This window comes from Nocardiopsis sp. TRM 82005 (assembly GCF_056312425.1).
Genome location: NZ_JBWDTQ010000016.1, coordinates 187060 through 199584, shown reverse-complemented (window position 1 = coordinate 199584; position 12525 = coordinate 187060). Strand labels below are relative to the sequence as shown.

Sequence of the window (12525 nt, the reverse complement as noted above, 5' to 3'; positions counted from 1 at the left end):
GGCGCCGTTCTCGTGTCCGGATCAGGCCGACGGCGCACCCAGCGCCCGTGTCCGGCACGAGGGGACTACGCGCTGGGGCAGGTCCTCACCGGGACCAGCGGCGGGCGATGTCGGCGGCCAGGTCGCGCAGCTCCTCTGCGGAGCGGTCCATGGCGGCCTCCACCGAACCGGCGGACTCCACGAGGGAGTAGGTCTCGGTGATCCCGGCGTCGGCGGCCTCGGCGCGGCCGACCTTCACAGCTCCGGCGGTGACGATGCAGGGGACGCCGTGCTGGTTGGCGACCTGGGCGACACCGTGCGGAAGCTTGCCGCGCAGGGACTGGGAGTCGAAGGAGCCCTCTCCGGTGATGACGAGATCGGCACCGTCGAGGCGCTCGGCGAGGCGGACGGAGTCGAGCACGCGGCTGATGCCGGACTCGACGGTGCCGCCGAGGAGGATCAGGGCGAAGCCCAGGCCGCCCGCGGCACCGGCACCGGGGGCGTCCCGGGTGGCCTTGTCGGGGTCGACACGGTCGGCGAAGGCGGTGAGGGCGGCGTCGAGGCGCTGAACCTGGTCGGAGTCGGCGCCCTTCTGCGGACCGAAGACGGCACTGGCGCCGTGAAGGCCGAGGAGGGGGTTGTCGACGTCGGTGGCGGCGATGAGGCGGACCCCGGCCAGGGCCCGGTGCGCGGCTTCGAGGCCGACGGCGTCGACGTGCTCGGCCAGGGGGCCGCCGCCGTGGCTGAGGTGGCTGGCGGGGGTGGCGCCGAGGGCTGCGAGGAGCCCCGCGCCGGCGTCGTTGGTGGAACTGCCGCCGAGGCCGACGATCACGGTGCGGGCACCGGCGCGGACCGCGTGGGCGATCAGCTCGCCCACACCGTAAGTGGTGGTGCGGCCGGGGTCGCGGTCGTCGGCGGGCACCAGGTGGAGGCCGCAGGCCTGGGCACTCTCCACGTAGGCGGTGTCGCCGTCGAGGAGGTACTCCGCGGCCACGGGCGCACCGAGGGGGCCGGTCACCTCGGTGCGGTGCACTTCACCGCCGAGGGCGGTGTGCAGCACCTCGACGAACCCGGGGCCTCCGTCGGAGAGCGGGAGCAGCTCCGCCTGGGCGGAGGGGTCGGTTCGGTGCCAGCCGTCTGCGACGGCCTGGGCGGCTTCGAGCGCGGAGAGAGTACCGGCGAACTTGTCAGGAGCGATGAGGATACGCACGGGCACTAGTGTGCCAGGCCACATTCGTCCGGAATCGGGGCGCCCCTGGTCAGAGCTGGGCACCCCTGGCCAGAGTCCGCATAATCCCTGGTCAGAACCCAGGAGCCCCGTAGACCGGGAACCAACGGGAGCGGTCCTTCTCCAGGGGCAGGTCGTTGCCGATGGCTGCCTCGGCCTGGAGCTCGAGAGCGTTGTCCCTGCGCTGGCCGCCGGCGGGCGCGAAGGGGTAGAAGGTGCCGCGCTTGTAGAGGTAGACCAGTCCCAGGGAGCGGCTGCCGTCGGTGAAGCCGACCAGGGAACACAGCAGGGAGGGCCCGTACCCGTTGGCCTCCAGCGTGGAGTTGACGGCGTGCAGGTCGGTCACCAGGCCGGTGATGTCGGGGTCGGTGGTCCCGCCCTGGGCGTCCGTAGGGTTCTGCGAGCGGACCACCAGCCAGGTGTAGCCGTAGGAGTCGGTGACCTGGTCGACGGGCGGGCCCTCGCCGGTGTTGAGCAGCTCGGTGACGTCACTCTGAAGGTCGGCGAAGGCGGCGCCCTCCGTGGCGCGGAAGGCGACGGAGCCGGTACCGGTGGGTCGAAAGCCCGCGGCGGCCCGCAGGGTGACGGATGCCGAGGGCAGTCCGAACAGGGCGTCGAGGTCGGGCTTGGCCGGTGCGGAACGCCCCAGCAGGGCTCGCCAGAAACTCATCGTGCTCCCTTGCTGCCTTCGGAGTATGGGATCGGCCGGGCCGACCGGGGTCAGCCGCCCTGGCCGAGCTGCCGGGAGATGTCGGACAGCTGGGACAGGCGCTGCTGCATGGGCGGATGGGTCGCGATCAGCTGGCTGAAGCTGAACCCCTTGCGGGAGAAGGCCGGGGCGAAGAAGAAGGCGTTGAACGGCTCCACCTGGCGCAGGTCGCGTGTGGGGATCCGGGCCATGTCCCCGGAGATCTTGGTCAGGGCGCTGCCCAGCATGGACGGGCGTCCGGTGAGGTATGCGGCGGCACGGTCCGCGGACAGCTCACGATAGCGCGACAGCGCCCGGGTGAGCAGGAAGCTGAGCACCCAGGCGACCGCGCTGACCAACACGACGAGCAGGGCGACCACGGCCGGGGCCGGCCCGTTGTTGTTGCCGCGCATTCCCCCGCTGAACATGGCGAAGCGCAGCCCGGCCTGGGTGAGGAACCCGGCGACGATGCCGAGGAAGCCGGCGATGGTCATCACCATGACGTCGCGGTGGGCTACGTGGGACAGCTCGTGTGCCAGGACAGCCTCCAGTTCGGAGGTCTCCAGGCGGCGCACGAGGCCGGTCGTCACGCAGATGACCGCGGACTTCTCGTTGTGCCCGGTGGCGAAGGCGTTGGGGACGTCGGTGTCGGCGATCCCCACGCGGGGCTTGGACATGTCCGCCATGGCGCACAGCCGGTCGATCACGGCGTGCAGATCGGGTGCCTGCTGGGGGGTGACCTCCTTGGCGCCCATGGAGAACATGGCGATCTTGTCGGAGGCGAAGTAGCTGAACAGCGCGAATCCGGCGACGATGAGCAGGACCAGCCACACGTTGAGTCCGACCAGCACCAGCCCGGCGATGAAGGCCATGTAGACCAGGGCGAGGAGGCTCATGGTCATCACCATGCGAGTCGTCAGCCCTCGGTCAGGTCTGAACTTGGAACCGGCCATGCCGTAGTCCTCTCCGCCGACACGTCGACTGTCTCGGAGTCTAGTTCTCTCAGGTGAGAAAGGGGTTAAAGCGGTTCACAGCGTGTTCCGCCCCCGCTGTCCTCTCGGTCTCTTCCTCCGCCGCGGCACCTGTGGTCCCCCGAACCACATCTCCCCTACCACTCCAACGGGAGGGGCACCGGTCCCGGTTCCTGGACGGCCGGACACGATTCACGGACGGCCGGACGTCCCCGTCCGCCGCGTCCCACGGACCCGCACAGCGGCCACCGGTGTAACGGCCCCGCACACGACAAGGCCGCCGTGACCCTGCCAAGGTCACGGCGGCCTGGAAACATGCGCGCGCAGGCACCGAGCGCGACTCCGACCGGCCGTGGCCTGGCCTGTCGGGGTCCGCTCATCCTGTCCGGGCACACCTGGACGGAAACAGTGCGCCTGGACCGGTTCTAGCCGGGGATGAGCCCGTCGTTCCGCAGCATTTCCCGCACTTCCTCCATGCTGGCGTCAGCGTGCGGGAGGATGAACTGCGAGGGTTCCAGGGCGTCGGCCGGCAGCGGGCTGCCGTCCTCGCGCACCTTCTCCAACAGGTCGTGCAGAGCCTCTCGGAACGTGGCCTCGTCGTCCGCCTCAATGGCCGACTCCAGCTTGGAGTCGAAGGAGTTGAGCAGTTCCAGGTCAGCGTCGGTGAGGTCGAGCTGGCCCTCACCCATGATGCGGACGATCACGCGCCCTCCCTGTTGCCGGTGTTGCCAGCGCCGTTGCCGCCTTCGATCTGCGGGGCGGAGTCGCCACTGCCCTGTCCGAGCTCCATCTTCATGCGCTCCAGCTCGGCGTCGACGCCGGTGGTGCTGGCCATGCGGTCGAGCTCGCCCTGGATGTCGTCCCGAGCGGTGCCGGTGACGTCGTCGAGCGCGCCGGAGGCGAGCAGCTCGTCGACGGCGCCCGCGCGGGCCTGCATGTCGGCGGTCTTGTCCTCAGCACGCTGGACGGCCATGCCGACGTCGCCCATCTCCTCGGAGATCCCCGAGAAGGCCTCACTGATCTGCGTCTGGGCCTGGGCAGCGGTGTAGTTGGCCTTGATGGTCTCCTTGCGCGTACGGAAGGAGTCCACCTTGCTCTGCAAACGCTGCGCCGCCGTCGTGAGCTTCTGCTCCTCGCCCTGGAGGTTGGCGTGCTGCTCACGCAGACCCTCGATCTGCGTGCTCAGGCCGGAGCGACGGCTCAGGGCCTCGCGGGCGAGGTCCTCCCGCCCTTGGGTCAAGGCAGCCCGGCTCTGGTTCTCCAGCTTGCCGGACTGCTGCTCCAACTGCTGGATCTGGAGCTCGACGCGCTTGCGGGAGGTCGCGACGTCGGCCACACCACGACGTACCTTCTGCAAGAGCTCAAGCTGTTTCTGATACGAGTAGTCGAGTGTTTCCCTGGGGTCCTCGACCGAGTCCAAAGCCCTGTTGGCTTTGGACTTGAAGACCATCGAAAGTCGCTGAAACACGCTCATCAGCGTGGCCGTCCCCTTCTCGGTGCGTACATCGGCTGTTCCCAGCGGGCGCTTTGCCCAACCCTACGCGCTCTGGCCCGCGGTCGCCATAATGCGACGAGCGGCTACCCTGTGGGTGTGTTCCGACGTCGCTCCGCTTCCGCAGCCCCGGACTCGGCCACTGCCGAATCCGCCAGCCCTGAGGCCACTGAGGCCACCCAACCTAAGGGATATACCCCCAAGAAGGGTGTCCCCACCCCAAAGCGCAGGGAATCTGAGACGTCCCCGCGCAGACCGCTGAAGGCGCCCGAGACCCGCAAGGAGGCCTACCGGGCCTACCGGGAACGTCTTGAACGTCAACGCGGGTCAAGCGCCCGGGGTTCCAACGCCCCCAAGGGCGTGCCCAAGGACGAAGCGCGCTACTACCGCCAGCAGGACCTCGGTGAGGCCCGGGCCTTCGCCCGCGACTTCGTCGACTCCCGCCGCAGCGCCAGCGAGTTCTTCCTGCCGTTCTCGGTCCTGCTCCTCGTCCTGGTGCTCTTCAACAACCCGGTCTTCCAGACCGTCGTCATCTACGTGATGTGGCCGGTGATGATGGTGACGATGGTGACCGAGGGAGTCCTGATATCCCGGACGGTCAAGAAGCGCGCCGCCGAGTACTTCCCCAACGACCCGGCCGTCAAGGGGATCGGATGGTACTCGGTCATGCGCCAGATACAGTTCCGCCGCCTGCGCCTGCCCAAGCCTCGGATCAAGGTCCGCCAGGACCCCACCCCGCGCGGCGCGCGCTAGGAAGTGTCCGCCCGGATGCTGAGGCAGCCCGGGGTCGCGAGCTCGCGGTCAAGCACGAGACGCGGTCCCTCTTCCCCGTCCCCCGAACCGATCAGTGTGAGTAGGGCCGGTGTCCGCACCGGCCCTTCACTTCGCCTCCCTACGGGAGCGTTCCCACCCGAGCTCGCACACGCGACGGAAAACCTCGCGAAGCGCCGCAATTCCCTATTAGAGTGCTTGACATGGACTTTCGGCATCTAGGCAACAGCGGTCTCATGGTCAGCGAGATCGCCTACGGGAACTGGATCACGCACGGCTCCCAGGTGGAGGAGGACACGGCCAAGGCCTGTGTCCGCGCGGCACTGGACGCCGGCATCACCACGTTCGACACCGCCGACGTCTACGCCCAGGGCAGGGCTGAGGAGGTGCTCGGCCGTGCCCTGAAGGGCGAGCGCCGGGACGGGCTGGAGATCTTCTCCAAGGTCTTCTGGCCCATGGGCGAGGGCAGGAACGACAAGGGCTTGTCCCGCAAGCACATCATCCGCGGCGCCGAGGACTCCCTGCGCCGTCTGGGAACCGACTACCTGGACCTGTACCAGGCGCACCGGTTCGACTACTCCACACCGCTGGAGGAGACCATGCGGGCCTTCGAGGACCTGGTCCGCCAGGGCAAGGCCCTCTACATCGGTGTGTCGGAGTGGCGTGCCGAGGAGATCGAGCGGGCGCTCAAGATCGCCGACGAGATGGGCTTCGACCGGATCGTCTCCAGCCAGCCGCAGTACAACATGCTGTGGCGGGTCATCGAGGCCGAGGTCGTCCCGCTCTCCGAGCGCGAGGGCATCGGCCAGGTCGTGTGGTCGCCGATCGCCGGCGGAGTCCTGACCGGCAAGTACAAGCCCGGCCAGGAACTGCCCGCCGGTTCGCGCGCCACCGACCCCAACAGCGGGCACTTCCTGCGCGGCCCGCTGGAGAACCAGACGCTGCTGGAACGCGTGCAGAAGCTGGAGCCGCTGGCCGCCGAGGTGGACCTGTCCCTGGCCCAGCTGGCCGTGGCCTGGGTGCTACAGAACGCGAACGTGTCGACCGCGATCATCGGCGCCTCCCGCCCCGGGCAGGTGGAGGACAACGTCAAGGCCGCCGGGGTCAAGCTCGACGAAGGGCTGCTCGCCAGGATCGACGAGGTCCTCGGCGACAGCGTCCAGCGCGACCCGGCGCTGACCAAGAGCCCGGAGAACATCCGCGGCTAGGTCGTGGACACGGGGCGGGGCGGAGCCCCGGGGAAAGCACCGCCCGGACGCACCCGGCCGTCGCGCTTGCGCGCGTCGGGCCCCGGCCACCCGGGGTGGCCGGGGCCCTTCGCGTCCGTCCCCGACGGGCCGACCTACTCGACGGGTTCCAGGGACATCGCGTAGACCTCCTTGTCGCCCTCCCACAGGGCGACCCGGTTCACGCCGCCCTCGGCGAGCTCCTCCCAGTTCTCACCCAGCCAGCTCTCCGCGTCTCCCCGCGAGGTGAACGACTCGGAGGGCAGGCCCCGCCCCGCCGGGCCGGAACCCTCGGCTCCGTAGTACCGCCAGGTCCACGCCATGTTCGACCACCGTTCCTAAAGACTGATCGGGAGTGCGTCCTGGGTCCAGGATGCCCCTTCAGCTTGCCTTGGTGAGGAGCCCCGGGCCTTCAGACCCGGGAGGAATCGCCAACGCGGGCCGTATCGAGCGAAAAGTGGTGTACGTCACTCTGGCCGGAGCGTATGCGGTCTCGTTCCGTCACTGGCCCGGGACACGATGGTGGGCGTGCCGACGATCGTGGTGCGGCTCAAGCTCACGCCCTCGCCCGAGCAGGCGACGGCGCTGGAAGCGGGCCCAACCACCACGCCACTCAGGCCGCGCGCCTGGCCCACGAACAGGACGTGATGAGCGACCATGGTCTGCGCGAGCTCACCTACCGGGGTCTGCGCGAACGACGGTTCCTGGGAACTGTCTGGACGCGGGAGGTCGGTCCGGCAGCCAGCCGGGCCTCTACCAGCGAGCCCGGTCCTTCAGGGCCGAGCAGCTGACCAAGGCTTGGTGGAGCATGCGGTTTACTCTTTGGGTGCGTATCCGTTTTCCCGGGACGGCCGGTCACGCGGGGTGGCCCGCCCCGCAGTGCACCTGCGCCTCCTGTAAAAAGGCCCTCGCGGAGCGGCGTCTGCCCCTGCGCGTGACAGTGGACGACCGCTTCCGTATCCGTGAGGCGGGTGCGGTGGGCACGGTACCTCCGGGGTACTCAGTGGCTCCGACACCCGACGGCGTCCTGGTGGAGGGCCCCGACGGCGGCAGGCTGCTGTGCGCCCGCACGGGTCCCGGTCCCCTGCCCGGCGTCCCGCCGGTGGAGGCACGGGCGGAGGGCTCCTCCGGCTACTCCTCGATCCGCCCCGACCAGCAGGTGGACATGGTCATCGTGGACGCGGCGCGGCGCCCGGAGGTGATCGGCGAGCTGCGCCGCTCAGGGGTGATCGGGGTGACCACGGCCGTCGTGGCGGTCGGCGGCGACCACCGTGTCCGCTCCCCCGCGGAGTTCGCCCGGCGAGCGCGACTGTGGGGCGCCCTGGTACCGGGCGACGGGCAGGTCCTGTCGTGCCCGCCCGTCGTATGGCCGGAGTCGCGGCCGCACGGCCCGCACAGGACGCTGGTGACCGGGGGCGCCCGCTCGGGCAAGTCCACCGAGGCCGAACTGCGCCTGATGGCCGAGCCGAAGGTGCTGTACGCGGCGACCGGTCCGAGACCGGACGCGGTGAAGGACCCCGCGTGGGCCGACCGCGTGGCCCGGCACATAAGGCGCCGCCCGTGGTGGTGGCGTACCGAGCAGACCACCGACCTGGCAGGGGTGCTCAAACGGTCCCGGGGCGCGGTACTGGTGGACTGCCTGGGCACGTGGCTGACCTGGGTGATGGGCGAGGCCGGACTGTGGGAGGAGACCCCTCCCCCCAACGCCGAGGAGCGGGTGGAGGCCGAGGTGCGCGAACTGCTGGAGGCCTGGCGCTCCACCCAGGCCTACGTCGTGGCGGTCACCAACGAGGTGGGGTCGGGCGTGGTGCCCGCGACACGCGCGGGGGGACTGTTCCGCGACCATCTGGGCCGGTTGAACCAGCGGGTGGGCGCCGAGTCCGAGGAGGTCGCGCTGGTGACCGCGGGCCGTGTCATGGAGCTTCCGTGACCGGTGCGGCCCACGGCGGCCCCCCGGACCCCGCCCATGGCTCCGGCCCCGCCGACGCGGCCGCCGGCGCACGGATGGCGTTGGGGACGTTCACCGTGTTCCCCGTGCGGGTGGAGCGGGTGGACCTCCCCGCCGCCGGATGGGCGATGGTGTGGGCACCCGTGCTGGGCGCGCTCCTGGGCGGCCTGACCGGTGCGGTGGCCGTACTCGGTGCGGCGGCGGGGCTGTCCGGGCCGCTGGCGGCGGTGCTCGCCGTTGGCCTGGCCGCGCTGCTGACCCGGGGGCTGCACCTGGACGGGCTCGCCGATCTGGCCGACGGACTGGGTAGCGGCCGACCGGCCGAGGGTGCCCTGGAGGTGATGAGGCGCTCCGACATCGGTCCGTTCGGCGTGATCACCCTGGTGGTCGTGCTGGGCGCGCAGGTGCTGGCACTGGGCCAACTGGCGGCGGCCTCGCCCTGGGCGGCTCTGACGGGCGCGGCGGCGGCCGGGACGGCGGGACGGCTCGCGGTGACGCTGGCGTGCACGCCGCGCGTGCCGTCGGCACGGCCCGAGGGACTGGGCGCGTTCGTGGCGGGGACCGTGCGCTGGCCGGGTGCGCTGGTGGCCGGTGCGTTCACGGTCGCGGTGTGCCTGGCGGGCTGGGCGCACGCACCGGCGTTCGCGCCGGCGTGCGTGCTCGCGGCGGCCGCGGGCCTGCTCGTGGCGGGCGGCGTGCTGCGCAGGGCGGTACGGCGGCTGGGCGGTGTCACCGGAGACGTGCTGGGCGCACTGGTGGAGTCGGCGGCGACGATGGTACTCGTGGTGGCCGCAGCGGCCTCCGCCTGGGGGTGAAATCCCGGTCCCGGCGTGGGAGACGGTTCTCACCAGGCGGTTTCCTACCAGCGGGTAGTCTCCGGGAACCCCGGTGTCGTCATCATCACATTTTTTCACATCGGGTTTCATGCTTTCCACGTGCGGGGAATCGCCGCCCCCGGCAGAGGGCGCACGACGCGCTCCACCGGCGGCCAGAGCCCCCCTCCCCGCCCGAGCGGACCGGGGCCGCCCCGGGGAACCCCCGCATTCCGTGATCGCGCACAGCGCCGCGTCAGAGCCCCTTTCACCCCGGGGCGCCGCGTCGCTGCCGAGCGCGCGGGGCGACTAGCATCAGGGATGTGAGCACGTCGTTGTCAGTAAATACGGAGACCCCCAGTTCGCTCGACGCCGACGCAGTTGTCGTCGGTTACCACTCCGGAGGCGACGCTCCGGAACCCGCGTCGGGCGCGCATGACGTCGACGCCGCCTTCTCCGGCGGCCTCGGCCAGACCCTGTCGCTCCTGGGAGCGAGCGGCGCACCCGAGGAGGTGCACACCATTGCCTCCCTCGGAGCCGTCAAGGCCCCGGTCGTCGTCGCGGTCGGTCTCGGCCCGGCGCCCGCCGAGGGCCCTGTCGACTCCGATACCTTGTCCCGCGCGGCCGGTGCCGCGCTGCGTTCCCTGAACTCGCGCCCCGAGGGCGCGGGCCGGGTCGTCCTGGCCCTGCCCGCGCAGACCGCCGCCGAAGCCGAGGCCGTCGCCCTCGGTGCCCGGCTGGGCGTCTACGGCTTCGACCGGTACCGCACCGGTGACGGCAAGAAGGCCGACACGACCACCGAACTGGTCCTGGCCTCCTCCGCCTCCGACGCCGGGAACGCCGCCGAGCGCGCCGCCGTCCTGGCCGATGCCGTCAACCTCACGCGCGACCTGGTCAACACCGCCCCGGCCGACCTGGTCCCCGAGGACATGGCCTCCGCCTCCCAGGAGATCGCCCAGCAGAACGGTCTCCAGATCGAGGTCCTGGACGAGCGCGCCCTGTCCGAGGGCGGCTACGGCGGCCTGACCGGTGTCGGCCAGGGCTCGGTCAATCCGCCTCGCATGGTCCGCCTCTCCCACACCCATCCGGAAGCCACCCGAACCATCGCCTTCGTCGGCAAGGGCATCACGTTCGACTCCGGCGGCCTGTCCCTCAAGCCCGCGGGCTCGATGGACTGGATGAAGTCCGACATGGCCGGTGCCGCCTCCGTACTCGCCGCCATGCGCGCCATCGCCGCCCTGGGCCTGAAGGTCAACGCCATCGGCTACCTGGCCGTGGCCGAGAACATGCCCAGCGGCACCGCCCAGCGCCCCTCCGACGTGCTGAGCATCTACGGCGGCAAGACCGTCGAGGTCCTCAACACCGACGCTGAGGGGCGCCTGGTCATGGCCGACGCCCTGGTCCGTGCGCAGGAGGACGAGCCCGACCTGGTCGTGGACATCGCCACCCTGACCGGCGCCCAGCTGGTCGCGCTCGGCACCCGCGTGTTCGCGGTCATGTCCAACGACGATGACGTGCGCGGCGAGATCGTCTCCGCCGCGGGCACCGCGGGCGAGGCCTCCTGGCCGATGCCCCTGCCCGAGGAGCTGCGCTCGGGTCTGGACTCCTCGGTCGCCGACATCGCCAACGTGGCGGGCGAGCGGTGGGGCGGCATGCTCTCCGCGGGCATCTTCCTCAAGGAGTTCGTCGAGGACGGCGTCAAGTGGGCGCACCTCGACATCGCGGGTCCGTCCTTCAACCATGGCGGCCCGCACGGCTACACCCCGAAGGGCGGCACCGGCGCGGGCACACGCACCCTGGTCCGCATCGCCGAGGAGTACGCCAGGTAGTCCCCGTGGACGGGGCGGGGGCCCTGTGAGCCAGAGCACCCGCTCCTCCCCGGCGCCACGGCCGCGGACACCGCCCCCCGTTTCCCCAGTTCCCGGCCGTGGTCCCACCACCCATCACCAGCCACAACAAGGAGTTCGTTCCCGTGAGTGAGAGCGGCGGCACCTTCGACCTCGTCGTCCTTGGCGGCGGCAGCGGCGGCTACGCGGCGGCACTGCGCGCCGCTGAGCTGGACATGAGCGTCGTCCTGATCGAAAAAGACAAGCTCGGCGGCACCTGCCTGCACCGCGGCTGCATCCCCACCAAGGCCCTGCTGCACTCGGCCGAGGTCGCCGACTCCGCCAAGGAGAGCGAGAACTTCGGTGTCAGGGCCACCTTCGAGGGCATCGACATCGAGGCCGTGCACAAGTACAAGGACAAGGTGGTCAGCGGCCTGTTCAAGGGCCTGAGCGGCCTGGTCAAGTCCCGTAAGATCACCGTCGTGGAGGGCGAGGGCAAGCTCACCGGCAAGGACGAGGTCACCGTCGGCGGCACCGTCTACAAGGGCCGCAACATCCTGCTGGCCACCGGTTCCAAGCCCAAGACCCTGGGCCTGGACATCGACGGCGAGAAGGTCATGACCAGCGACCAGGCCCTGAACCTGGACCGTGTCCCAGAGTCGGTCATCGTCCTGGGCGGCGGCGTGATCGGTGTGGAGTTCGCCAGTGTGTGGCGCTCCTACGGCGCCGACGTCACCATCGTCGAGGCCCTGCCCCACCTGGTGCCCGTGGAGGAGGAGTCGAGCTCCAAGCTGCTGGAGCGCGCCTTCCGCAAGCGCAAGATCAAGTCCGAGCTGGGCACCCCGTTCGAGTCGGTCAAGACCACCGACTCCGGCGTGACCGTCACCCTCAAGGGCGGCAAGACCCTGGACGCCGAGATCCTGCTGGTCGCCATCGGCCGCGGACCCGTCTCGGAGGGCCTGGGCTATGAGGAGCAGGGCGTCACCCTGGACCGCGGTTTCGTCCAGGTGAACGAGAACCTGCACACCGGCGTGGGCAACGTCTACGCCGTGGGCGACCTCATCCCCACCCTCCAGCTCGCCCACGTGGGCTTCGCCGAGGGCATCTTCGTCGCCGAGCACATCGCGGGGCAGAACCCGCCCGCGATCGACTACGACGGTGTTCCCCGCGTCACGTACTGCGAGCCCGAGGTCGCGTCCGTGGGCCTGACCTCCGAGGTCGCCAAGGAGCGCGGCCACGACATCGTGGAGATGGACTACAGCCTCGCGGGCAACGGCAAGAGCCAGATCCTGCAAACGCAGGGCGCGGTGAAGGTCATCGCCGAGAAGGACGGCCGGGTACTGGGCGTCCACATGGTCGGCAGCCGTGTCGGCGAGCTGGTCGCCGAGAGCCAGCTGATCTACAACTGGGAGGCTCTGCCCTCCGAGGTGGCGCAACTGGTCCACCCGCACCCAAGCCAGTCCGAGGCGCTGGGCGAAGCACACCTGGCGCTGGCGGGCAAGCCGCTTCACGTTCACGACTGACCGCACCATCCGGGGGCGGGCCACCAAGGCCCGCCCCCGCACATATCCGCGCTGCCCACCA

At 70.6% G+C, this 12525-nt stretch carries 12 protein-coding genes; 6 read left to right on the top strand and 6 right to left on the bottom strand.

Annotated features, from left to right (window positions below; translation table 11 throughout):
• Positions 1-85: 85 nt before the first annotated feature.
• The 5 genes from AC0T5L_RS13430 to AC0T5L_RS13410 form a co-directional block, all read right to left on the bottom strand.
• Positions 86-1189 carry a glycerate kinase family protein gene (locus tag AC0T5L_RS13430; protein ID WP_476165763.1) on the bottom strand — a complete coding sequence of 368 codons (1104 nt, stop codon included), beginning with the start codon at positions 1187-1189 and terminating at the stop codon, positions 86-88.
• Between the two features lie 91 nt (positions 1190-1280).
• The gene (pspAB, locus tag AC0T5L_RS13425; protein WP_476165762.1) at positions 1281-1877 is read right to left on the bottom strand and encodes a PspA-associated protein PspAB; all 597 of its coding nucleotides are present in this window, start codon (positions 1875-1877) and stop codon (positions 1281-1283) included.
• Between the two features lie 50 nt (positions 1878-1927).
• Positions 1928-2848 (bottom strand): zinc metalloprotease HtpX, encoded by a 921-nt coding sequence (htpX, locus tag AC0T5L_RS13420; protein ID WP_476165761.1) that lies wholly within the window; start codon positions 2846-2848, stop codon positions 1928-1930.
• Positions 2849-3291: 443 nt separating this feature from the next.
• On the bottom strand, positions 3292-3570 hold the full coding sequence (pspAA, locus tag AC0T5L_RS13415; RefSeq protein WP_476165760.1) for a PspA-associated protein PspAA: 279 nt from the start codon (positions 3568-3570) through the stop codon (positions 3292-3294).
• Positions 3567-4340 carry a PspA/IM30 family protein gene (locus AC0T5L_RS13410; RefSeq protein WP_476165759.1) on the bottom strand — a complete coding sequence of 258 codons (774 nt, stop codon included), beginning with the start codon at positions 4338-4340 and terminating at the stop codon, positions 3567-3569. The genes pspAA and AC0T5L_RS13410 overlap by 4 nt, the downstream gene beginning before the upstream one ends.
• 111 nt (positions 4341-4451) lie before the next feature.
• On the opposite strand from AC0T5L_RS13410, the gene AC0T5L_RS13405 reads away from it, so the two are divergent.
• Both AC0T5L_RS13405 and AC0T5L_RS13400 read left to right on the top strand, forming a co-directional pair.
• Complete coding sequence (locus tag AC0T5L_RS13405; protein WP_476165758.1) at positions 4452-5111, top strand: DUF3043 domain-containing protein; 660 nt, start codon at positions 4452-4454, stop codon at positions 5109-5111.
• 221 nt (positions 5112-5332) lie between these two features.
• Complete coding sequence (locus AC0T5L_RS13400; RefSeq protein ID WP_476165757.1) at positions 5333-6337, top strand: aldo/keto reductase family protein; 1005 nt, start codon at positions 5333-5335, stop codon at positions 6335-6337.
• Positions 6338-6471: 134 nt separating this feature from the next.
• On the opposite strand, the gene AC0T5L_RS13395 is transcribed toward AC0T5L_RS13400, so the two are convergent.
• The gene (locus tag AC0T5L_RS13395; protein ID WP_476165756.1) at positions 6472-6678 is read right to left on the bottom strand and encodes a hypothetical protein; all 207 of its coding nucleotides are present in this window, start codon (positions 6676-6678) and stop codon (positions 6472-6474) included.
• 611 nt (positions 6679-7289) lie between these two features.
• Between AC0T5L_RS13395 and AC0T5L_RS13390 the strand changes: the two genes are divergently transcribed.
• The 4 genes from AC0T5L_RS13390 (at position 7290) to lpdA (ending at position 12464) form a co-directional block, all read left to right on the top strand.
• Entirely contained in the window at positions 7290-8285 is a 996-nt protein-coding gene (locus tag AC0T5L_RS13390; protein WP_476165755.1) for a bifunctional adenosylcobinamide kinase/adenosylcobinamide-phosphate guanylyltransferase, read from the top strand.
• A gap of 74 nt (positions 8286-8359) precedes the next feature.
• Entirely contained in the window at positions 8360-9118 is a 759-nt protein-coding gene (locus AC0T5L_RS13385) for an adenosylcobinamide-GDP ribazoletransferase (protein ID WP_476165824.1), read from the top strand.
• Between the two features lie 320 nt (positions 9119-9438).
• Positions 9439-10944: a leucyl aminopeptidase gene (locus AC0T5L_RS13380; protein ID WP_476165754.1), complete on the top strand. Its 1506-nt coding sequence runs from the start codon at positions 9439-9441 to the stop codon at positions 10942-10944.
• Between the two features lie 143 nt (positions 10945-11087).
• Positions 11088-12464, top strand: coding sequence for a dihydrolipoyl dehydrogenase (lpdA, locus tag AC0T5L_RS13375; RefSeq protein WP_476165753.1), 1377 nt, complete (start codon positions 11088-11090; stop codon positions 12462-12464).
• The last annotated feature ends 61 nt before the right edge of the window (positions 12465-12525 follow it).

Bases quoted from the DNA above. Each gene is read 5' to 3' on its own strand.
- htpX (WP_476165761.1), bottom strand. From the start codon at position 2,848: ATGGCCGGTTCCAAGTTCAGACCTGACCGAGGGCTGACGACTCGCATG.
- AC0T5L_RS13395 (WP_476165756.1), bottom strand. From the start codon at position 6,678: ATGGCGTGGACCTGGCGGTACTACGGAGCCGAGGGTTCCGGCCCGGCG.
- AC0T5L_RS13400 (WP_476165757.1), top strand. From the start codon at position 5,333: ATGGACTTTCGGCATCTAGGCAACAGCGGTCTCATGGTCAGCGAGATC.
- pspAB (WP_476165762.1), bottom strand. From the start codon at position 1,877: ATGAGTTTCTGGCGAGCCCTGCTGGGGCGTTCCGCACCGGCCAAGCCC.
- AC0T5L_RS13385 (WP_476165824.1), top strand. From the start codon at position 8,360: ATGGCGTTGGGGACGTTCACCGTGTTCCCCGTGCGGGTGGAGCGGGTG.
- AC0T5L_RS13410 (WP_476165759.1), bottom strand. From the start codon at position 4,340: ATGAGCGTGTTTCAGCGACTTTCGATGGTCTTCAAGTCCAAAGCCAAC.